Source organism: Methylocystis sp. Sn-Cys (genome assembly GCF_016745395.1).
Classification (GTDB): Bacteria; Pseudomonadota; Alphaproteobacteria; order Rhizobiales; family Beijerinckiaceae; genus Methylocystis; species Methylocystis iwaonis.
Window position 1 is genome coordinate 120,434 of the sequence record NZ_JAERVJ010000002.1, and the last position, 21,653, is coordinate 142,086.

Genomic DNA, 21,653 nt, shown 5'->3' on the forward strand with positions numbered 1-21,653 from the left:
TGACGGGCGCTGGTTTTGCTCTGGATTCCCGATCGCTCGCTTAAGCGAGCGTCGGGGATGGCGCCGGTCCAATCAAGCGAATCTCGTATTAATCAGTCATTAATCCTACCAAGCTCCGACACGCTTTTTTAAAGACAAGATTCACGCGCGAAGCCTAGCAAGATGAGAACAGCCCGAGCGCGGCCCGGGCTGCTCTTGCCTGATAGGAAATCGAACATGCAGGGCGACCCACTTTCGAGCGATTTGGACGAACTCTTCGCGTCGACGTTGGCGACGTCGCATGAATTCCGCTCCTGGTTCCTTAGCCGAACCAAGTTTGCGCGTCTTTGGCCCCTTGTTCGGTTGCTTCAAGCGGAGCAGCAGGAGGCTCAGGGGCCGGACCCCTGGTGGCGCAACTGGCGTTCGGAATCCACCGGGCGCGTCTCGACGAAAATGCTCTTTATCTTCGAAGTGGAGCAGACAAAGCTGCGCTTTGCGCTGCATGCCGAAAGAGCGATGCGCGCGGAGGAGCTGGCGGCTTTCGAAAGGGGCTCGCACCGCGCCGTGGCGAAGGCGATGATGAAACAGGAGTGTTTCCAGAATTACATGGATTTCGAGACGGTGCTGCTCGCGCCTCAGGCGCTCATCGTCGCCGACGCCCGCACGCTGAATTTCGACCGTCGCATCCCCTTCGAGACGGTCGCAGGCTTTCTCCCCGGATTCGGTCGCCTCGGGCAGGCGGCGGCGTAGTTTTACCCTGCGCGTAAAAGCTTGATCGCTTCATCGCGCTCAAAAAGATAGAGCAGGGCGCGTAGCGCCTCGCCGCGTTCGCTCGTCAGTTCCGGGTCTCGTCTCAGAATGATCTCGGCGTCGTCTCGCGCGATGGCGAGGAGGCGGGCGTGGGCGGTAAGATCGGCGAGACGAAAGCCCGGCAAACCAGCCTGCCGCGTGCCGAGCAGCTCGCCTTCGCCGCGGAGCCGTAAATCTTCTTCCGCGATACGGAATCCGTCTTCCGTCTGGCGTAAAACCATCAGGCGCGCCTTTGCGGCTTCGCTCAGCGGGCCCTTGTAGAGCAGAAGGCAGCTCGATTTGCCCGAACCGCGGCCGACGCGGCCGCGGAGCTGATGCAATTGCGCAAGGCCGAAGCGCTCGGCGTGTTCGATCACCATGATCGTCGCTTCGGGCACGTCGACGCCGACCTCCACCACTGTCGTGGCGACGAGCAGGCGCGTGTCGCCGCGCTGGAAAGCCTCCATGGCCGCGTCTTTTTCAGGCCCTTTCATTTGTCCGTGGAGGAGACCGACGGCGTCGCCGAAATAATGACGCAGATCGGCGGCGCGGGCTTCGACGGCGGCGAGATCGAGGTCTTCATTCTCCTCCACAAGCGGGCATACCCAATAGGCGCGGGCGCCTTCGGCCAGCGCGCGCTGAAGCCCCGCGACAACTTCGCCGATGCGCGACGCGGGCAGGGCGCGGGTCGAGATTGGCGTGCGGCCCGGCGGCTTTTCGTCGAGGGCCGAGGAGTCCATGTCGCCGAAGGCCGTGAGCGCCAGCGTGCGTGGAATAGGCGTCGCCGTCATCACCAGCACATCGACCGCCGCGCCCTTGGCGCCGAGCGCAAGCCTCTGCTGCACGCCGAAGCGATGCTGCTCGTCGACGACGGCAAGGCCGAGATCGTGGAAGGCGAGATCGCTCTGCACCAGCGCATGCGTGCCGACCACCACGTCGATCTCGCCGGCCGCAATGGCGGCGTGCGCCGCGGCGCGCTCGCTCTGCTTCAAGCGTCCGGTGAGAAGCTTCACGCGCACGCCCGCGGGCTCCATGAGCGGCGCAAGGCGTTCGTAATGCTGGCGCGCCAGGATTTCGGTCGGCGCCATCAAGGCCGCCTGTCGCCCGCACTCGACGACGCTCGCCATGGCGAGGGCCGCGACAACCGTCTTGCCGGAGCCGACGTCGCCCTGGACAAGCCGCAGCATGCGCATCTCGGAAGCGAGGTCGGCGCGAATATCGGCGAGCGCGCGTTGCTGCGCGCCGGTGAGGCGGTAGGGAAGGGCGGCCTCGATGGCCTGCGAGATGCGCCCGTCGCCTTTGTTCTCGCGGCCCGGCAGACGGCGCATTTTCGCGCGCATCAGACGCAACGCCAATTGGCTTGCGAGCAGCTCATCGAGGGCCAGGCGCTGCCGCGCCGGATGCTGCGGCGAGAGAGCCGCGGGGCTCTCCGGGCGGTGCGCCGCGCGTAGGGCGTCAGCGAAGGCCGGGAGCTTATTGGCGGCAAGCACGGTCGGCTCCTGCCATTCAGGCAGCGCAGGAAGGCGCGCCAACGCCTCTTCCGTGGCCCTCGTAACAAAGCGCGCCTGCAACCCTTCGGTCAGTCCATAGACAGCTTCATAGGGCGGCAATTTGGCGAGGCCGGCCCCGTCGAGCACGCGGTCGGGATGCACCATCTGGCGACGGCCGTCGTAAAGCTCGATGCGGCCCGAGATCCAGCGCGTTGCGCCCAGCGGCAGGCTGCGTTCGATCCAGTCGGCGTTGGCCAGAAAGAAGACGAGCTCCACATCGCCCGTGTCGTCCTCGACGAGCACTCGATACGGCTGCTTGGCGTAGCGCCCCTGTGGCCGGCGATGCGCGGCGACGCGCGCCTGGATGACCACCATGGTCTCCAGCGGCGCCTCGGCGATGGTCGGGCGCTGGCTGCGGTCGATGATGTTCGTGGGCAGATGGAAAAGAATATCGACAAGGCGCGCCTGCTGGCCGGGTCTGGCCAACAGACGATCGAAAAGCGGCGCGGTCTTCGGACCGACGCCGGGAAGGGCTGCAATGCGGCCAAAGAGCGGAGCGAGGATATCGGGGCGCATGGGGCGGGCAGTTTATCCACCGGCGGCCATTTGTCATGTTGCCGCCGTCATCCGCGTGTTTTAACTTTCGTATTAACGACGATTGTTAATACGGGAGTTCGAACGTGACTGAGAAAAATGGCGAAGCCTTCGGCGCGCTCAAGGTCATCCGTATCGGCAATTCCCTCGGCGTGGTGCTGCCGCGCGAGATCGTCGCCGATCTCGCGGTCGAAAAAGGCGACCGGCTGTATCTGACGCGCTCGCCCGAGGGCTATCGAATCACGAAGAGCGATCCGGATTTCGAACGCCGCGCAGCGCTGGCGCGGCGCATCATCAGCCAGCGTCACAATGCGCTGCGCCAGCTCGCGAAATGACCGGCTGGCGCTTTCTCGACCGCAATATCGCGCTTGCGATTCACGAGGAGGCGCTTGCGGCGCATGGCGGCGCCGTCGGCGTCATCAGCGAAGCGGCGCTGACGAACGCAATCATGCGCCCGCGCGATACTGCACGGAAGGAGGCGGCATGCGACGCCGCGCGCCTTGCAGCGGCCAACGCCGCAGGTTTCATCCGCTGCCATCCGTTTGTCGACGGCAAGAAGCGTGTCGCGCTCGTGGCGATGGAGCTGTTTCTTGTGGATAATGGCTATGAGCTGACGGCGAGCGACGAGGAATGTTTCGTTCTGATGTCGCAATTCGCCAATCGCGAGATCGACGAAATGACTTTGGCGGCCTGGATTCGGGAGAATTGTCGGGCGCAGAATGGGGAGGCGTGAGCGCCGAAACACGGAGGCGGCAATGCCGGCGGCCCCTCGGTAACACACTTAACGAGAAGACGTTCCGGCGTCATGGCCGCGCTTGTCGCGGCTATCCACGCCGCGCCGACGCTGAAAGCTTGAGGGCATGAGCGAAATAACGCCGTTTCTTCTCCCCGCGTGTCGTAACGTCTTGGCGTGGATGCCCGCGACAAGCGCGGGCATGACGCGGCTGCGTAGGGTTTGTTAAACTGGATTCCGAGCCCTGATGGGGGAGCCAAAGGGCTCGCAATTCAAGAACTGCTGCCTTAATCTGCGGTCATTATCTGACGACGCAGCTATCCATTTTCGGAAGAAGAATAATGAGCCGGATATTCGTAGTCGTTCTGATTGGTTTCCTGCTCCCGGCGGAAGCCCTTGCTGGGGCAAGGGATGCGGGCCAAGGGGCCGCAGCGTCTGGCGGCGTAAGTTCGCCGCAAATGACGTGCCTTCCCGCCATCGTGGAATCTATGCGGCGTCACACGCCACGATCGACAGGCCTTGGGCCGGGAACTGCTCGTGTGGCCTTTCGCGTAGAACCCGGAGGAAAAATTTCTGTGATTGCCGCTTCTGGCTCGACGCCTGAGCACGCGTCCGCCGCGCAATTCATCGTAGCGGAGTCTCGCGGGCCAAAAAGCTGCGGCGCCGCTTTTGGATCACAGGCTTTTACGTTTCATTGAGCAACGCTACGGCGAGGCAGCGACGGCAAAGACCGCGTGGGCTCCTCTGCATAACCTCAAAGGGGCGGTGGAAGAACGCCATCAATGCGCGTCAGTCTATTTTACTTCCTCGTCATGGGCCCGCACGTCGCCCGCGCCCTTGAAGGCGTAATGCCACCATTCGCGCGGATAATTCTCGAAGCCGTGGCGTTTCATCAAAGCGACCAGGGCGTCGCGATGCGCGCGGGCGTCTCCGGCGACTTTTGATTTCGTCCAGGAGCGCGGATCGAAGAAATCGAAGGGCGTGCCGAAATCCCAGCCGACGACGCCGAGATCGACGGCGAGGCCCGTCGAATGGGTGGATTGCGCGGCGATATAGCCCTGGGCAAAGAGCTGGCTTTTATCGAGATTGGGATAATAGGCGGGCTTGGTTCCCTGGTCGGCGTTGCGCGACCAGTCGACGAATGAGGCGACGGCGCGCATGGGCCGGTAGCAGTCATAGACGACGAGAGAAAAGCCCTGGGCCTTCGCTTCCTTCTGCGCGGCGGCAAGCGCCATGGCGGCCTCGGCCCGCAACCAGCATTGCGGCGCGCGATAACCGGGAACGGGATGGCCGGTGAAATTATCCGACCCCGCATAGCGCATGTCCTGCGCAATATCTGGCGCAACGTCTGCGAGGCGCGTGAAGCCGGGCGGCGGCTCGGCGCGGGCGGTCGTGGCGGCGAGGGCGAGGAGGCAGGCGAAAGGGGCGGTCTTGTTCATCGGAAGCTCTCATGCGCCCGCGCAAAGGCGCGCGGGGTGATTATAGCGGATTGCGCAGATCGAGGAGGTCCGAGACTGATACGAGTTCCGCTTGAGTGGTTCGGCGCCAGTCCCGTTTGAACAGCGCGCATCGGGCGCGTGTCCGGAGCCACAAGAGCGCTGCATTTGCCCAGAGCCCGTCATTGCGAGCGAAGCGAAGCAATCCAGGGCGGCGGCGGCCCTGGATTGCTTCGTCGGCTCCGCCTCCTCGCAATGACGGCGGTGATTCCCTGGGTGCGGCTCGGCTGGGGCTATCGGGAGTTCATCAGTTGCTATTGAAGGCCCGTCGTTGCGAGGAGCGTCAGCGACGAAGTAATCCATAGCCGAGATGGGGCTCTGGATTGCTTCGCTTCGCTCGCAATGACGGTCAGGCGAGGGGGATTAAGCCTTCGGCTTGTCCGCGCCGCCATGCGCGGCCGACCAGGCGATGGGATCGGCGATGAAAGCCTCGATCTCCTTCAGCGCATGCTCGGGGAAATAGCCGTGCTCCCGCGCTACCGCCAGCACGTCGCGCCAGGTGGCGAGATAATGCAGCTCGACGCCGAGCTTGCCCATATCGTCCCGGGCGCCGGCGAAGATGTCGTAGAAGAAAAATACGAACACATGCTCGCAGCGCTGCCCGGCGTCGCGTAGCGCCTGCACGAAATCCTTCTTGGAGCCGCCGTCGGTGGCGAGATCCTCGACGAGCAAAGCGCGGCCGTTCTCGTGAAGATCGCCCTCGATGCGGGCGTTGCGGCCGAAGCCCTTGGGCTTCTTGCGGACATATTGCATCGGCAGCATCAGGCTGTCGGACACCCAGGCGGCGAAGGGAATGCCCGCCGTCTCGCCGCCGGCCACCACGTCGAGGGATTCATAGCCGATGTCGCGCTCGATCGTGCGCGCGGCGAATTCCGTCAGGCGGCGGCGCAGGCGCGGAAAGCTGATGACCTTGCGCATGTCGATATAGACCGGCGACGCCCATCCTGCCGTGGTGATGAAAGGCTTCTCGACATTGACGAGCACGGCCTGCACCTCGATGAGCGCCTTGGCGGTTTCCTGGGCGTAGAATTGACGGTCGTTGGACATGCTGCTGCTTCGTCTCCTGTTCAGCTTCCCGTCGCCATCCGGGCGAATACTAATCTGCGGGTCATCCATACCTCCCCTTTACGGGGAGGTCGGCGGTCATAGACCGCCGGGTGGGGCCGAGCCGCAATGAGTCGGATTGGGGCGGACCCCACCCGACCCCGCTTTCGCGGGGCCACCCTCCCCGTAAAGGGGAGGGATTGATCCCGCCGCCTTCGAACATCCTGTTCGGCTCCGGAGCCTATAGCCTATTTCGCGTCCGGCCGCTCGGCCGTCTGGCCGAAAAGAATCTCGCGCTCGAGCGCGGAGAAATCCGGGCCTTTGCGCTCATAGGGCGCGCCGGCGGCATAGGCGCGCACGACCGCGGGCCTGGTCTTGATCGACTCGAACCAGCGCTTGAGATGCGGGAAGTCGTCCAGATCCTGGCCCTGGTCGGCGTGCGGCACGATCCAGGGATAGCAGGCTATGTCGGCGATCGAATAGTCGCCGGCGACATAGGGCGATTTGGCGAGCTCGCGGTCCAGCACGCCATAGAGGCGGTTGGTCTCGTTGCGGTAGCGCTCGATGGCGTAGGGGATGCGCGCCGGCGCATATTTGGCGAAATGGTGGTTTTGCCCCGCCATCGGGCCGAGCCCGCCAACCTGCCAGAACAGCCATTGCAGGGCGCGCATGCGTTCGCGCAGGTCCGTAGGAAGCAGCCGGCCGGTCTTCTCGGCGAGATAGAGAAGGATCGCTCCGGACTCGAACAGCGTGACCTCGGGCCCGCCGTCGGCAGGCGTCCGGTCGATGATCGCCGGCATGCGGTTATTGGGCGAGATGGCCAGAAACTCTGGCTTGAACTGATCGCCCTTGCCGATGTCCACCGGCTTGATGCGATAGGCCAGACCCGTCTCCTCCAGGAAGATCGTGATCTTATGGCCGTTCGGGGTAGGCCAGTAATAGAGGTCGATCATAGGAGACTCCTTGCCGCATCCACCTTTTATTTCCTTTTCGAGCGCTAGCCTGTCGTGATTTTCCACGGGCTCAAGCACTGCGATGACCAAAATTCTTACAGAATGGCGTCCCGATCAGATGACGGCGTTCGGCCGAAAACCGATGCTGTTGCGGCATAGGCTGGCGGACCATCCGCTGTTCTCCGACGCGGCGCTGGAGCGTCTGATCGAGGCGACGCCCCGCGAGCGATTCCACGTAAATACCATAGCCCGCGAGGAAACCGACCCTCGCAAATGGCGCGAGGGCGACATGTCCGGACTTTCCGGACGCGAGGTGATGGCGGCGGTGGCGCGGGGAAATATCTGGGTTCACCTTCAGCGCGTGCACGAAGCCTTTGAAACCTACGATGATTTTCTGGGAGACCTGTTCGCCGACATCGAGCGGCATGTGCCCGGCTTTCGCAGCTACAAGCGCTCGATGAGCGTGCTGATTTCGTCCCCGAACATGAATGTCGCCCTGCACGCCGACGTTCCCGGCCAGAGCCTTTGGCAGGTCAGGGGCAAGAAGCGCGTCTGGGTCTATCCGCCGCGCGCGCCCTATCTGCCGCAAAACAAGATCGAGAATATCGTCCTTGGGCGCGCGGCCGACACGGACCTTCCCTATGACCCGGCATATGAGGCGGGCGCCGAAACTTTCGAACTTCTGCCGGGCGACTGGACGACATGGCCCCGTAACGCCCCGCACCGCGTTCGCAACGCCGATTGCGTCAATGTCTCGTTCACGACGGAGCACTGGACGAATGAGCTGCGCGACGGCTATGTCGTCGATTACGCCAATGCTCTGCTGAGGCCGCTCCTTGGCGGCCGCGATCTTTCTCGCGCGACGACCGGCCCGGATTTTTGGGGCAAGCTTGCTTTGACGGCCGCGCATAAGGGCTGGCGCAAACTTGCCGGCCGCACAGTTGCGCCTCTGACGATCGACTTCCGGGTCGATCCGGCGGCCGAGATGGGCTTTCGCGACGTCGCGCCATATCAGGTGATGAAATGAGCGCATCGGCCCCCTCGTCCTATCGCCTGGAGCGCGCCGAGACGCTCGAGGCCATCGACGCGCTCGCCGCCGAATGGGCGGAGCTGGAAAACGCCACGCCCGAGGCCACGGGCTTCCAAAGCTTCATCTGGTGCCGCAACTGGATTGCTGTCGCGGGGCCAAGCATCCGGCCCCGCATCCTCTGCCTGCGCGAGAGCGGGCGGCTCGTAATGTTGCTGCCGCTGCAGATCGAAACGCGCTTCGGCGTTTCCATCGCGCGTTGGATGGGCGAACCCATGACTCAATATGGCGATGCGCTGGCGCGCGCCGAGGCGGGACGGATACATTGGCGCAAGCTCGCGGAAGCGGAGATGATGCGCTGGCGCGACGTCGATCTCTTCGCTCTGACGCGGCTGCGCACTGGCGCCGTCATGGCAGATGGAACGCGGGCAGGGGAATCTTTTTCGGCGCCCTATGTCGATTTGCGTCTCGCAACGACGCGGCGGCATAAGAGCATCGAGCGTCGCGTGAAACGCCTCGAAGCCAATGGGCCGCTCGCGCTTGCTCAGGCCGAGACGCCCGCGAAGCGCGAGAGTCTCGCGCGTCATGCGCTTGCGCTCAAGCGCGGCTGGCTCGCCGCCAGAGGCGCCTATAGCGCCGGTCTCTCCAATCCCTTTGCGGAGGATTTCATCGCGGCGCTGGCGCGAGACGGCTTCCTGCAAGTTAACGCGCTGCGCGTGGGCGGTGAGATTTGCGCGATGGATTTGGGATTTATTGGCGGCGGCGCCTACCGTTCCTTCCTCGGCTGTTTCGATGAGCGCTTTGCGGAAGGATCGCCGGGCCAGGCGTTGACGAGCCGCCTCGTCGCGCGTTGCGCGCAAGAGGGGCTCGTCGCCTATGACATGTTGCTGCCCGCCGACGCCTATAAGCTTGGCTGGGCCACCGGCGAGATGGAAATCGGGGCGCGTTTCGTCGCGCGGACATTGAGCGGCGCCCTGGCGGCCTTCGCGCTCGCCCGGCTGCGTCCTTTCGTCAAACGCGTGCTTCGCGCCGCCGGGCCGTCGTTCGCCCGCGTAAAAGGCGCGTTCTCCTTCGGGCGTCGGGGCGCTAGATTGTCTGTGTCGAGGCCAAAGGAGACAACGACATGATCGTCAGGCTGGCGAAGATCGCGATCGCCTTTTCGGCTGGCGTTCTGATCCTTCTCGTTGCTTTCGACAATCTCTTGGACTACGGCCCGAATTTCGAGGTCGTGCAGCACATCCTCTCGATGGATATGATCCCGTCGAGCCCTCTCAAATGGCGCGCGATCTCGAGCCCGGCGCTGCATCACATCTGCTATCTTCTCATTATCGCGACCGAATTTGTTTCCGCCGGGCTCACGCTCTGGGGCGCATGGATTCTTTGGAAGGCGCGGGCAGGGCGGGCGGCGGCTTTCAACAACGCCAAAAGCCTGGCGCTTGCGGGCCTTTGCGTCGGTTTCCTGCTCTATTTCTTCGGTTTCATGGCGATCGGCGAATGGTTCCAGATGTGGCGCGCCGGCGTCTACAACATGCAGGAGCCGGCGTTTCGTTTCATCGGCAGCATTGGCGTTGCGATGATCTTCCTTGCGCTGGCCGATATGGAATTGAGCTAGAGGCGCGCTAACTTCCTTCCGCTTGGCGCGTGGAAGCTGATGAGCGAAGAGAAAACGGCCTTTGTCCTGGCGGGCGGCGGCAGCCTCGGCTGCATCCAGGTCGGCATGCTGAGAGCGCTGCTGGCCGCCGGGGTCTATCCGGACTTCGTCGTCGGCTCGTCGGTCGGCGCCCTGAACGCCTGTTACTTTGCCGCCTATCCGGATGAAAAGGGCGTCGAGTCGCTTGCCAAAATCTGGGCGTCGGTGCGGCGCAGGGACATCTTTCCTTTCACACTCACGACCGCCTTGTCCGTCATCAAGCGGCGCGACTCGCTGATCGATCCTTCTCCTCTGCGACGACTTGTCGAGAAGGCTTTGCCGTACAGCCTCTTGGAGGAGGCCAAGCTGCCCGTGTGCCTCGTGGCGACCGACATGCAAGGGGTCGCGGTTCCCTTGTCGCGCGGCAAGGCCGTCGAAGCCATCATGGCGAGCGCGGCCGTCCCGGGCGTCTATCCGACCGTCGACATCGACGGCGCGCCGCTGATGGATGGCGCGGTCGCCGCCAATACGCCGGTCCGCGCCGCCGCGTCGCTTGGCGCGACAAAGATATTCATCCTGCCGACCGGCTACGCCTGCGATCTGCAAGGCCCGCCGTCGGGCGCCGTCGCGCGGGCGCTCCACGCCATCACGCTGCTGATCGCCTGGCAGTTGAGCCGCGACATCGAACGTCTGTCGGAGACGGTGGAGCTGCATATGGCGCCCGCGCTCTGCCCGCTCGACGTCTCTCCTTACGATTTCTCGCAGTCGGAACGGCTGATGACGCGCGCGACTCTCTCGACGCAGAAATGGATCGAAGGAGGCGGTCTCACTTTGCGCGCGGCGCCGTCGCAGCTCGCGCCGCATCACCATCGGCATTAGCGCGCTGGAAGCGTGCTAGCGATGCTTCAGTCGGTTCGCTTACGACATATTCTCAATTCTGCTAATCTCAAAACATGTCTAAGAGCAAACGGGATTCGATTGCCTTCCAGAATGCTGCAGAATTGAGCGAGTGGTTGATGGGCCATCATCAGTGCAGCAGTGAGGTTTGGGTGCAAATCTTCAAGAAGGGGGCCGGCAAGCAGTCGGTGACGTGGACAGACTGCGTGATCGAAGCAATTCGCTTTGGCTGGATCGATGGACAGAAGCTGCCGCTGGATGAGGCGTCGTTTCTGCAACGCCTAACGCCTCGAAAACAGAAGTCAAACTGGTCCGCCAAGAACCGCGAACATGCGACGCGGCTCATCGCAGAGGGGCGGATGACGCCTGCGGGCCTCGCTCATGTCGAGGCTGCAAAGGCTGATGGTCGATGGGACAGCGGCTACGAAGGATCAGCCTCCATGACCATCCCGCAAGACTTTCTGGATGCTCTGGAGGTAATGCCGGCCGCCAAGGCCCTCTACCAGACGCTGGATCGCAAGGATCTCTATTCGATCTACTATAGGCTTCACACGGCCAAGCGCCCTGAGACGCGCGCCAAGAGGTTGTCGCAAATCCTTGCCCAGCTTGATCGCGGCGAGCGCTTTCACTGAAGCGGAGCCGATCAAGTCCAAAACGCGATGGCGGCTGCGAGCGCGCGCCTGAGGGGAAGAAGTTGGCGGTGAACTTGTCGAAGCGGGTAGCTACGCGGCGGAATTCTCCGCTGCCCTTGGGGCGCTGATATGGTTGGCTCGAGTGCGGAGGTTATCATGCGCTTTCTTGCGTCCTTGGCTGTCTGTCTCGTGTCGGCGGCGCTTCCTCTTTTGGCGGCCTCCGGCGCCGACGCCGGCTTTCGCGGGCGCGTCCCGCGCGCGGATGGTCCGACTGTCCTCGGCCCCTGGCTCCAGGAGGGATGGGATCGGGAGGATTGGTCGCGCGCGCCTGCGGTGCGGGATTGGGGGCTTTCGGCGCCTTGGGATGTCGATCCCGTCGCCGGCTATCCGATGAGCGCGGCGGAGTATCCGTGGGGCTATACGACGCCCTTCGCGCGCGTCGGGCGCCGGTGCGTCGCGAGCGAGATCAACGCCAGCCCCGGCGGCGACCTCGTGCGTTATCAGCGGGTCCGCCCCTCGCATTATTGCAGGTGAGGGGAGAGCTGCGCTTTTGGCGCCTTTCGGACATGAGCGAGCAACATTGGAGTCATGAGCGCGACAAGGCGGCAGCTTAAGAATGGACCGCGCGCCTTCAGGCGCGCATTCGCGGCGGCGAGCCTGAAGGCTCGCGGTCCAAGGGCTCGACGCCGCGCACCCCCAAGTGTCCACGGCGGCGGCGCCGAGCCTGGGCCCCCCGGCGCGAAGCGTGCTTGTTTCGCGGCGGGGATCGCTCCCGTGCCTCGCCGCGCGCGGCAAGGCGTTTGCTAGGGAGCCATTCGTTCGTGCGCATTCCGGCCGCAAGGAAGCATGCGGGCGGAAAGCAAGGGCCCCGCTCCGATGAAACCCCAATCCCAGCCTCCAAATTCGGCAGATTTCATCCAGACTGATCCTGGGCTGGGCGTTCTGCGCATGGCGACGCTCTTTGCGGAATCGCAAACCGACCCGGACGACGAAGCGCTGAGCCTCATGTCCGCCCAGGTAGAGGCGGTGGCTCTGGCCGGCGTGGAGGCGTCCCACATATGGCCGGAGCTGGTTCGCGGGATGATGTGCCAATCCCCTTCCAGAATGATCGGGGCTTTGCGCGAGTGCGGCGCGCTTTATCAGATACTTCCCGAGGTGGCCGCAATTTTCGGCGTTCCGCAACTGTCGGATGAGCCGGCGCAGGTCGATCTCGGCGAGCATATGCTACGGGCGCTCGACGAGGCGGCCCTCGGCAATGCGTCCTTGCCGGTGCGTTTCGCGCTGCTGGTGATGAATATCGGCAAGTCCGATTCCCCGCGTGAGCATCTTCCGGTCCATTACAAGCATGTCGAACGCGGACGCCCACGCATCGAGGCGCTCTGTGCGCGCTTCGAAGCGCCTGAGGACTGCAAGGAGCTGGCGCTTGTGGCGCTGGCCGAATGCGAGCGGGTGCATCGCGTCTCGAAAATGCGCGCCGGACCGGTGGCCGCGATGCTCGAGCGCCTCGGGGCCTTTGACGCGCCGGAGCGGTTCCGTCAGCTCATGACGGTGTGCGCTTGCGACTTTTGCGCCCATCCGGGCCGCTCGGGCCAAGCCTATCAGAAGTCCGCCTTGCTCGACATTGCGTTCGAAGCCTGCACTGACGCCGACCACGCCGCGGAAGACCAAACAATGGCGCGCGCCGAGGCGATTGCGCGGGCGTTTCGTTCTTTACGTTGGTCCGACGCTTAACGCTGCGCCCCCGGCAGCGTCGATGCGCCGGGGCCGAGCGAGCGCTGCATGATCACCGAATCCGTCCAGCGGCCGTATTTGAATCCGACCGACGAGAGATAGCCCGCCTGCACGAAGCCGCAGGCCTTGTGGAGCCTCAGCGAGGCTTCGTTCGCCGCGTCGATATAGCCGATAAGCTGGCGGTAGCCCGCCGCTGCGCAAGCGTCGATCAGCGCCGGCAGCAAAAGGCGGCCGACGCCGCGATGCAAATGGCTCGGGTCGACATAGATCGAGTGCTTGACGACATAGCGATAGGCCGGCCGCTTCCGAAACGGCACGGCATAGGCGTAGCCGATCACGGCGCCGTCGAGCTCCGCGACGAGATGGGGCAGGCGATGCTTGCCCATATTCTTCCGACGCCGCTTGAGGTCGTCTTTCTGCGGCGTGTCGTAGAGCGGCGCCTCGGACGGATCGAGCCCCTTGCGGATGTGATGCAGATAGATCGCGAGCATGGCGTCGACGTCGTCGTCGCGCGAGGCTCTCACGACGATCGCCGAACGCTCGGCTTCCGCAATTGCGGTTCTCTCCGACTCCAGTGTCATACCATTTCCGTTTGCATAGCTCGCATTGGCGCGTGTCATTCCCGATCGCTCGCTCAAGCGAGCGTCGGGAATGACACTGAACCCATCAAGCGGGTCCCGTATTATTCGCTCACGACATAGGTGTAGAGGCGCAGCCGGCCTTGTGCGTCGGTTTCCTTATAGAGCCCCTGAATTTCGTAGTCGAAGCCCGGGAATTGATTGGCGCTGCGCTCGAACATTTTCAGATAGTGCAGCATGGGACGCGCTTTTTCGCCGAGCCGCTCGCCGGGAACGATGGTGGCGATGCCCGGCGGATAGATGACCCAGAGCGTCGTCGCGACGCGCCCCTCGATTTCATCGAGCGTCAGATAATCGACGTTGTTGCGCACGAGATGCAGATACGCCTCGCGCGGCGTCATCGCCATGTCCGGCAGATGCTCGCGGGCAAATTGCGCGCGCTGCAAAGCGCTGACGCCCGCTTCCTTGAAGAAGCGATGCATATCGCCACACAGATCGCGCAGCCGCACGCCCTTGTAGCGGCCCGGCCGCCGCGCGACGAATTCAGGAATGACGTCCTGCAGAAGCGCATTGTCGTCGTGCAGCCGCTTGAAGGCGACGAGCGCCGAAACGAGCGTGCCAGCCTTGCTCGACTCAACGCCCGGCGTCAGCAGGAAAAGGAGCGAGTTGAGATCGTTCTTCTCCGGCACGATACGGTTCTCGCGCAAATATTGCGCGACAATCGGGGCGGGGACGCCGTGGTCCTCATAGGCGCCCGTGCTGCGATCGAAGCCTGGCGTGAGCAAGGTCAGCTTGCAAGGGTCGGTGATCGCAAAGCCCGGCGCCATGTCCTCGAAACCATGCCAGCCCGCGCCCGGCGCAAGCTCCCAGAAGGCGGCGTTGCGCGCGAGCTGCTCGGTGGAAACCATTTCCCAGCCGACTTGATGCGCGCCGGTTTCGCGCGCGGCGTCGGGAATGGAAACCTTGTCGGGAACGAAGGGATCGAAGAACCAGCGCCGCGCCGGGTCTTTCTCCTTGTCCTCGAATTCGCGGCGCACGGCGCGCAGCTTCTTGCGCAACTCGACGCCGAGACGCACCGTGTCGTCCCACAGAACTTCGCCGGAACGGCCTTTCATCATCTGCGCGCCGACGTCGAGCGAGGCGAACAGTGGATAGAAGGGCGAGGTCGAGGCATGCTGCATGAAGCCTTCGTTGAAGCGCTTGTGCTCGACCCGGCGCCTCTGCCCCTTGATATGCCGGTCGCGCACATGGATCTGCGACGCCTGCGAGAAGCTCGCGAGCTGCTTATGCGTCGATTGGGTGGCGACGATTCCGGGCGAGGACTCATTGAGGTATTTCAGCCCCATAGCGAAGCGGCGCTCGTAGAGCGGGTGGAATTTCATGAATCCCGCCCAGGCCTCGTCGAAGAGGATGTAGTCGCACAAATGGCCGATCTTTTTAACAATCCATTCGGCGTCATAGATCGTGCCGTCATAGGTGCATTGTTCGATCACCGCGACGCGGAAGGGCCGCTCCTTGCGCCAGGCGTCCTTGTCCTTGACGAGCGGGTTATCGCGAATGCGCGCGCGCAGCGTCTCTTCGTCGAAGGCTTTGTGGTCGATCGGGCCGATCAGGCCGAAGGCGTTGCGCGTGGTGGGGAGAAAGATCGGCACGCCGCCGCTCAAGAGCAACGCGCCATGATGCGCGGCCTTGTGATTGTTGCGGTCAAAGAGCACGAGATCGCCTTCGGCCACGAGATTGGTGAGGACGACCTTGTTCGATGTGGACGTGCCGTTGAGCACGAAATAGGTTTTTTCCGCCCCGAAGATTTCGGCCGCCGCCTTCTGCGCTTTGAGCGCCGGGCCTTCGTGGGTGAGGAGGTCTCCGAGCTCGACGACGGAATTGTCCAGATCGTCGCGGAACACCGCTTCGCCGAGATGCTCCATGAAGATGCGCCCGATGGGGCTACGGCTGTAGAAAATGCCGCCATTATGGCCGGGGCAAGTCCAGAGTTGATTGCCTTCTTCCGCGTAATCGACAATGGCGCCGAAGAAAGGCGTTTTCAGCGTGTCGGCATATTGCTTGAGCCGCGAGACGAGGTTCTTGGCGATGAACTCCGGCGTCTCCTCCGCCAGGAACACATAGCCGTCGATGAAGTCGAGCACCTCGACCGGAATATCCTCGAAACGCTTGCGGCGGATGAGCAGGACGATCGGCATGTCCAGACCGCGCTTGCGCATCAGATCAATGAGCGAGGCGGTTTTGCCTTCGATGCCCCTCTTGCCCCAGTCGACGACGAGGCATCCGATCGCAGCGTCCGTTTGCACGACGATCTCGGCGTCCTCCAGCCGCCGGGCCCGGACGACCTGAAAGCCCATGCGCTCGATGGCCGCGATGATCTGATTGACGCGCAGGCCTTCGAGGTCGTCTGCCTCGAAATTGGGCGCGGAGAAGAGGAAGGTGAAGCGCTGGGAAAAGTCCATCCAATGCCGTCCATTCGGAAAGCGCGCGTTAAGCTGAGCCGCGCTGTCGACGGTTCGCAGACACTTCTTGCGTGACGCAATCGTGACAGTGCGCGCCGTTAACTTGTCAGACGGGAAGAAGCTAGGCCAACATGCGTTAATTATCGGGGTAGGCAAGATCTGCCGCGCTTTCGTAAAACGCCGACTGTCCTATAACATTTGCGAACGGCAGTATTTGCGCTCGTCACGAGCGCGTCATGGTCGCGCTTAAATTGGAACGCCTTGGTTTCCGACCGGGAGAAGCTTCATGAAGCCGTGGGGATTTGCGTTAGGCGTGGCGGCCGGCGCCGCAGCGGCGCTCCTGTTCGATCGAGAGGGAAACCGCGTGCGGCCCGTCGCCAAGGCCGCCCTGAAGGCCGCCGTGCTGGCCTTGCACGAAGCGCGAGTGCAGGGCGCACACCTGATGGAAACGGCCGAGGATCTCTTCGCTGAGGCGAAGGCGGAGGCGGCTTCCGACATATTCGCCGCCACGATGGCGCAGGCCCGCAAGTCGGCCGGCCCGAAGCCCGAGGAAGGCGGGGCCGCCGCCGAAACGACGCCGCAGCCGACCTCGGAAGGGGCGTGAGCATGGGCGCCGGCCTGCCAATCGCCGAAATCGCGCACGCCATGCCGGGCCGGGCCCGTCTGCGGTTCCCGGACCGCCTTGGCGACTCGGACTTTTTTGCCTCTGTCTCCAGCAGCCTCTCGGCGCTGCCGGGCGTCTACAAGGTGGCGGCGCGGCCCTTCACCGGCAGCGTGCTCATCGAGCACGCCGACGCGCTCGAGAAGATCAGCGTGGCGGCGCGGGAAGCGGGGCTTTTTGCAATCGGCAAGGCGCGATCCGCGACGAAGACGGACAAGCCGGTCGAGTTCGATCCGAAAGCGCTCGTCGCATTGGCGCTGGTCGGGCTCGCGCTCTGGCAGGTGACGCGGGAAAAGTTCTTTCCGCCTGCCTTTACGCTGCTGTGGTACGCCGGCCATCTCGCCGGCGTCTGGCGGTCGCCCGAGAGCGGCGACGACGCCATGATCTAGCCGCGCAGGGCCTCGACCAAATCAATCGCCTCCCAAGGGAGCGCGAGATCGTCGCGTCCGAAATGCCCATAGGTTGCAAGCGGCAGATAGAAGCCGGAGGCGCCGGCGGCCTTCGGCCGGCTTCGGAGTGAAAAACGCTTCACGATGGCGGCGGGGCGGAAATCGATGATCGCGGCGAGACGTTTAGTGATCGCCTCGTCGCTGAACTTGCCGGTATTGAAGGTCTCGACGCTCAGGCTCAGCGGCTCCGCCTGGCCGATGGCATAGGCCAAATGGACTTCGCAACGCTCGGCCAATCCGGCGGCGACGATGTTCTTGGCGGCGTAGCGCGCGGCATAGGCGCCGGCGCGCTCGATGCGCGAGGGGTCTTTGCCCGAAAGCGCCGAACCGCTCATGCGCGCGATCTCCCCATAGGAATCGATCCCGTTCTTGCGCCCGGTCAATCCCGCGTGGCGCCCGGGACCGCCGATGTCGAGGGGCTCGCCTTCATTGATGATGACCTGCGTCCCGCCATCCGGCCTGACGTCATTGCCCGCCAAGGCGTCGAGCGCCAAAGCCCGCAGACGATCCTGCGCGTCCGGCGCGGCCGAGTCGTCGAGCGCGACGGTCAGCGACAGACTGTGGATACGCACTGGGCGTCCGTCCCGATACTGCACGGAGACCTGCGTTTTCGCGTCGGGCGACAAGGCGTGAAAGCCGTCGCGGCGCGCCGTATCCAAAGCCTTCGCCATTTTATGCGCGTAGCTGATCGGCGCCGGCATCAGCTCGCTCGTATCCCGGCAGGCATAGCCGAAAACATTCGCCTGCTCATGCGCCACCCTGCGCGCGACCGCCTCCGGCGCCTCTCCCGGAGACTCGGCCTCGCGGGTGGAGAGCGGAAGCTCGGTCAAGCTCGTCAGGATCGAGCAGTTGCGCGCGTCGAACCCGTTCGAGACATAGCCGGCGTCCATGATGATCTTGCGCGCGAGCGAGGGCAGATCGACCCGGGCGTCGGCCGCATATCGGGCGGCGAGAAACAGGACGCCGGTGGCGAGAGCGCATTCCACCACCGCCCGCGCGGTTTCGTCCTCTCTCAGCAGGGCGTCGACCGCCGCGTCGCTGATCTGATCGCAGAGCTTGTCGGGATGGCCGGGCGTGACCGATTGGGATGTGAAGATCATGTCAGCCGACATGGCTTTCTTCCTCGTGGCGGGCGGCGGCGCGCTCGACCAGATAGCCCAGAAAATCATTGGCGAGCGCGCTGCTGATGGCGATGGCGCCGATACGCAGAATGTCGCCCGGGCCGAGCGGCGCAAGCCCGAGAAGCCGCCGCGTCGGCGGCAGAAACTGCGCCGCGCATTGAGCGAGCAGGGACACGCCGACGCCGCCATAGAGACGGAGGTTGGGCTGGCGGCGAATTTCCGCCGAAAGGCCGCGGGTCTCGGACCGGCAAGCGATTGCATGCAGCAATTGGGCGAAGGTCAGCCCGTGGAAAGTGATCGTGCTCGCGCGCGCATGCCCATTGGAGCCGCCGGCGCTGTAATAGCCGAGAAGCGCCGCGGTTCCGATGACGGCGCCTTCGCGCAGGACGCGGCGGAAGTCGTTCGCGCCCATGATCGGCGCGCCGGGATCATGCGGCGGCTGGTCGAGAACCTCGGCCTCCGGCGGCTCGAGGCCGAGCGCGAGCGCGGGGAGGGCGTCCGTCGCCAGATTGAGCCAGAGCAATTGCATCGGCGTCAACGGCTCCCTGGCGTCGACCAGCGCCGCGCCGAGCATGGCGATGGTTTCGGAAGCGTTGGTCGAGACGAGATAGCGCAGCACTTTGCGAATATTGGCGTAGGTCGCGCGGCCGAGCCTGATCGCCTCGACGATGCCGTCCATATCGTCGGTCGCGAGAACAATGTCGGCGACTTGGCGCGCGACGTCGGCGCCTTCGCCGCCCATGGCGATGCCGACATCCGCCGCGCGAAGCGCCGGCCCGTCGTTCACCCCGTCTCCCGTCATCGCGACGATGTGGCCGCCGGCCTGCAATGCCTTGACGATGTTGAGCTTGTCGACGGGACTGACGCGCGCGAAGACATGTGGCTGCGTGGCCAGCGCTTCGAGAAGCTCGGGCGGCATATTGGCGATCTGTCCGGCTTCGAGAACGCGCAGCTCGCCGCCGTCATTGAGATCGAGATTGCGCGCGATGGCGAAGGCGGTGGCGCTCTGGTCGCCCGTGATCATGACCGTGCGCACGCCGGCGCGGTGCAATTGCTTCAGCGCGGGTCGCACGCTGGCGCGGATCGGGTTCGCGATGCCGGCGAGGCCGAGCCAGACGAGATCGCGCTCGTCGCGCGGATCGCCGCCGTCCTCACGATAGGCGACGCCGAGGACGCGCAGCGCGCCGCCAGCCATGCGTTCATTGGCCTTCAGCGCCGCCGCGCGAGCGTCGTCGTCCAATGGGGCGACGCCGTCGCTCCTGCGTCGCCACGCGCAGCGCGCCAGCACTTCCGCGGGATCGCCCTTCACGCACAGCAGACGCGCGCCATCGCGGGTCTCGTGCAGCGTGCTGATGCGCTTGCGGCCTTCGCCGCGCGCGGCGCTCGTCATGGCCGTCGTCGATTGCCGAAGATCGACCGGATCGGCGCCGAGCGCGACGCCGGCGGCCAGCAAGGCGATCTCGGTCGGCGTGCCGTCGAATGTCACGCCGTCGACGGCGCGGAAGGCGACCGCGTCGCTGCAGAGCGTCGCCACTTCGAAGAGCCGTCGCGCCAGCTCTCGCAGGGCGCCGTCGGTTTCTTCGCCGTCTTTGAGCAAACGGTCGCCCTGCAAGTCGAGCATCGCGCCGTCGAGATGGAGCGCCTCGACCGCCATGCGGTTCTGCGTGAGCGTTCCCGTCTTATCGAGGCCGACGACCTCGACGGCGCCCAACGTCTCGACCGCGTCGATCTTGCGCACCAGCACTTTGCGCTTGCGCATGTCCTGCACGCCGATCGCCAGCGTCGTGGTGGCGACGGCGGGAAGTCCCTCCGGAATGGCGGCGACCGCGAGCGAGATCGCGCTGCGCAGCGTGCGCACGAGCGGATGGCCGTGGTACGCGCCGAGCGCAAAAACGCTCGCGCAGATCAGGCCGTTGATGATCACCAGCTCGCGTCCGACCTCGCCGAGCTCGCGCTGGATCGGGGTCTCCGGCGGCCGCGCGGCGCCGATCAGCTCTTGCACGCGGCCGATTTCCGTGCGCGCGCCGATGGCGGTGACGATCGCGGCGCCGGAGCCGCCCGTCACCGCCGTGCCGCGAAAGACCATGTTGCGGCGATCGGATATCAGGGTTTTCACCGGCAGCAACGCCAGCGCGTCCTTTGCGGCCGGATGCGCCTCGCCGGTGAGCGGCGCCTCGTTGACGCTCAGATCGTCGCTCTCGATCAGGCGCGCATCTGCCGGCACGGAAGCGCCGCGTTCGATCACGAGAATGTCGCCGACCGTCAAAGCGGCGGGATCGATCGATTGCCTGACGCCGTCGCGGATGACAGTCGCCACTTGCCGCTTCTCGGCAATCATGCCGAGGACGGTGCGGTCGGCTTCGCGCTCCGTGACCGTGGCGATGCTCGCGTTCACCACGACGACGGCTGCGATCATGACGGCGTCGGCGATCCCGCCGGTTGCGAGCGACAATGCCGCCGAGACGGCGAGCAAGGCGACCGGCAGGCTGGCCATCTGCTCGGCGAAGATCGCCGCGGCGGAGCGACGCTCGGCGGGGCGCAGCTCGTTGCGACCCCATTTGGCGATTCGCGCCGCCGCTTCCTTGGCGCTCAGCCCGACGGCGGGCAGCGCCCCCAATCGTGCCAGGAGCGCATCGAGGGGCTCGGCGTGACAGGCGTCCGCGTCCTCGGAAAGGCTTTTCGGCGATGCAGCCGCCGTTGTTCCGGGGGGAGGGGCGCAAGCTTCCGCCTCCCGCGCCGCCGCGTCGAGCGCGCGTGAAAGCGATTGCGCCGTCGCCGGCGGATGAAAGGCGATCAGCGCCGATCCCGTCAGCCCGTTGGTCTTGACGCTCCCGACGCCCGGAACCCGTCGCAGCGCCTTTTCGATCTGCAGCCTCTCCTCGTCCCGCCCGAGGAGGCTCGGATGCCGAAGCCGAACGCGGCCAGGAACGGCCTCGTGCGCGATCCATGCGCCCATGGCCGCGTCGGCGTCGACAGAGGGGTCAAGCTTCGACAGGAGCATCGGGCGCAGCCAGGCTCGTATTGTCGGTGTTTGCTTATTCCGCGTAGATGACAAATAGGCGCCGCGTGCTCCTGCGCCGACGCGTTTCTCGCGAGGCCTATTTAGCGCGTCGAGCGACCGGGCCGTTTAGACGGAGCGCGACGCGCCTCGGATCGACTCATGGGCGGCGCGAAATCGCCCGGCGGATCAAAATGACCGGCTCGCGCTTTCTCCAAAATGATGCGACAATTAGGCGCGTCTTTGGGCTAGGATGCTGGGCACATGTTCATTCGAGAGGAAATTTCTTACGCAATTATGCTCTCCGTTCTCGTTGCGGCGTTCATAATCGCCCTGCAACTTGTTTCCGGTTGAGCGATGCTTTCTGCGCGTCTCTGTGCGGCCGGTGA

Annotated in this window: 20 protein-coding genes; 12 read left to right on the top strand and 8 right to left on the bottom strand. The window is 64.5% G+C overall.

Annotation, left to right across the window (positions count from 1 at the left end):
- The first annotated feature begins 216 nt into the window (after positions 1–216).
- Positions 217–729: a hypothetical protein gene (locus JJT62_RS05305; protein WP_202071668.1), complete on the top strand. Its 513-nt coding sequence runs from the start codon at positions 217–219 to the stop codon at positions 727–729.
- A gap of 2 nt (positions 730–731) precedes the next feature.
- On the opposite strand, the gene recG is transcribed toward JJT62_RS05305, so the two are convergent.
- Positions 732–2,834: an ATP-dependent DNA helicase RecG gene (gene recG / locus JJT62_RS05310; protein WP_202071669.1), complete on the bottom strand. Its 2,103-nt coding sequence runs from the start codon at positions 2,832–2,834 to the stop codon at positions 732–734.
- A gap of 104 nt (positions 2,835–2,938) precedes the next feature.
- Here recG and JJT62_RS05315 point away from each other — a divergent pair, with 104 nt between their 5' ends.
- Together JJT62_RS05315 and JJT62_RS05320 are read left to right on the top strand one after the other, a co-directional pair.
- Positions 2,939–3,187 (top strand): AbrB/MazE/SpoVT family DNA-binding domain-containing protein, encoded by a 249-nt coding sequence (locus JJT62_RS05315; RefSeq protein WP_202071670.1) that lies wholly within the window; start codon positions 2,939–2,941, stop codon positions 3,185–3,187.
- Entirely contained in the window at positions 3,184–3,585 is a 402-nt protein-coding gene (locus JJT62_RS05320; protein WP_202071671.1) for a type II toxin-antitoxin system death-on-curing family toxin, read from the top strand. Before JJT62_RS05315 ends, JJT62_RS05320 begins: the two co-directional genes overlap by 4 nt.
- Before the next feature lie 794 nt (positions 3,586–4,379).
- On the opposite strand, the gene JJT62_RS05325 is transcribed toward JJT62_RS05320, so the two are convergent.
- The 3 genes from JJT62_RS05325 to JJT62_RS05335 all read right to left on the bottom strand — a co-directional run bounded on the left by JJT62_RS05325 (position 4,380) and on the right by JJT62_RS05335 (position 7,078).
- The gene (locus JJT62_RS05325; protein WP_202071672.1) at positions 4,380–5,024 is read right to left on the bottom strand and encodes a M15 family metallopeptidase; all 645 of its coding nucleotides are present in this window, start codon (positions 5,022–5,024) and stop codon (positions 4,380–4,382) included.
- A gap of 420 nt (positions 5,025–5,444) precedes the next feature.
- Positions 5,445–6,128, bottom strand: coding sequence for an orotate phosphoribosyltransferase (locus JJT62_RS05330; RefSeq protein WP_202071673.1), 684 nt, complete (start codon positions 6,126–6,128; stop codon positions 5,445–5,447).
- A 245-nt stretch (positions 6,129–6,373) separates the two neighbouring features.
- Complete coding sequence (locus JJT62_RS05335; RefSeq protein WP_202071674.1) at positions 6,374–7,078, bottom strand: glutathione S-transferase N-terminal domain-containing protein; 705 nt, start codon at positions 7,076–7,078, stop codon at positions 6,374–6,376.
- An 82-nt stretch (positions 7,079–7,160) separates the two neighbouring features.
- On the opposite strand from JJT62_RS05335, the gene JJT62_RS05340 reads away from it, so the two are divergent.
- From JJT62_RS05340 to JJT62_RS05370, 7 genes are all read left to right on the top strand, one after another.
- Complete coding sequence (locus JJT62_RS05340) at positions 7,161–8,105, top strand: hypothetical protein (RefSeq protein WP_202071675.1); 945 nt, start codon at positions 7,161–7,163, stop codon at positions 8,103–8,105.
- Complete coding sequence (locus tag JJT62_RS05345) at positions 8,102–9,232, top strand: GNAT family N-acetyltransferase (protein WP_202071676.1); 1,131 nt, start codon at positions 8,102–8,104, stop codon at positions 9,230–9,232. The genes JJT62_RS05340 and JJT62_RS05345 overlap by 4 nt, the downstream gene beginning before the upstream one ends.
- Positions 9,229–9,717 (top strand): DUF2165 family protein, encoded by a 489-nt coding sequence (locus JJT62_RS05350; protein WP_202071677.1) that lies wholly within the window; start codon positions 9,229–9,231, stop codon positions 9,715–9,717. The genes JJT62_RS05345 and JJT62_RS05350 overlap by 4 nt, the downstream gene beginning before the upstream one ends.
- 39 nt (positions 9,718–9,756) lie before the next feature.
- The gene (locus tag JJT62_RS05355) at positions 9,757–10,614 is read left to right on the top strand and encodes a patatin-like phospholipase family protein (RefSeq protein ID WP_202071678.1); all 858 of its coding nucleotides are present in this window, start codon (positions 9,757–9,759) and stop codon (positions 10,612–10,614) included.
- Between the two features lie 74 nt (positions 10,615–10,688).
- Positions 10,689–11,264 (top strand): YdeI family protein, encoded by a 576-nt coding sequence (locus tag JJT62_RS05360; protein ID WP_202071679.1) that lies wholly within the window; start codon positions 10,689–10,691, stop codon positions 11,262–11,264.
- Between the two features lie 156 nt (positions 11,265–11,420).
- On the top strand, positions 11,421–11,798 hold the full coding sequence (locus tag JJT62_RS05365) for a hypothetical protein (RefSeq protein WP_202071680.1): 378 nt from the start codon (positions 11,421–11,423) through the stop codon (positions 11,796–11,798).
- A 414-nt stretch (positions 11,799–12,212) separates the two neighbouring features.
- The gene (locus JJT62_RS05370; protein WP_202071681.1) at positions 12,213–12,995 is read left to right on the top strand and encodes a tRNA nucleotidyltransferase; all 783 of its coding nucleotides are present in this window, start codon (positions 12,213–12,215) and stop codon (positions 12,993–12,995) included.
- Here JJT62_RS05370 and JJT62_RS05375 read toward each other — a convergent pair.
- Positions 12,992–13,576, bottom strand: coding sequence for a GNAT family N-acetyltransferase (locus JJT62_RS05375; protein ID WP_202071682.1), 585 nt, complete (start codon positions 13,574–13,576; stop codon positions 12,992–12,994). The genes JJT62_RS05370 and JJT62_RS05375 overlap by 4 nt on opposite strands.
- A gap of 101 nt (positions 13,577–13,677) precedes the next feature.
- Positions 13,678–16,035 (bottom strand): Orn/Lys/Arg decarboxylase N-terminal domain-containing protein, encoded by a 2,358-nt coding sequence (locus tag JJT62_RS05380; protein ID WP_202071683.1) that lies wholly within the window; start codon positions 16,033–16,035, stop codon positions 13,678–13,680.
- A 286-nt stretch (positions 16,036–16,321) separates the two neighbouring features.
- Here JJT62_RS05380 and JJT62_RS05385 point away from each other — a divergent pair, with 286 nt between their 5' ends.
- On the top strand, positions 16,322–16,639 hold the full coding sequence (locus JJT62_RS05385) for a DUF5132 domain-containing protein (protein WP_202071684.1): 318 nt from the start codon (positions 16,322–16,324) through the stop codon (positions 16,637–16,639).
- Between the two features lie 2 nt (positions 16,640–16,641).
- Entirely contained in the window at positions 16,642–17,085 is a 444-nt protein-coding gene (locus JJT62_RS05390; RefSeq protein ID WP_202072018.1) for a hypothetical protein, read from the top strand.
- Here JJT62_RS05390 and metK read toward each other — a convergent pair.
- Together metK and JJT62_RS05400 are read right to left on the bottom strand one after the other, a co-directional pair.
- Positions 17,082–18,257, bottom strand: coding sequence for a methionine adenosyltransferase (metK, locus tag JJT62_RS05395; RefSeq protein WP_202071685.1), 1,176 nt, complete (start codon positions 18,255–18,257; stop codon positions 17,082–17,084). The two genes, JJT62_RS05390 and metK, sit on opposite strands and share 4 nt — an antisense overlap.
- Complete coding sequence (locus tag JJT62_RS05400) at positions 18,247–21,267, bottom strand: HAD-IC family P-type ATPase (RefSeq protein ID WP_202071686.1); 3,021 nt, start codon at positions 21,265–21,267, stop codon at positions 18,247–18,249. The genes metK and JJT62_RS05400 overlap by 11 nt, the downstream gene beginning before the upstream one ends.
- Positions 21,268–21,653 lie beyond the last annotated feature (386 nt).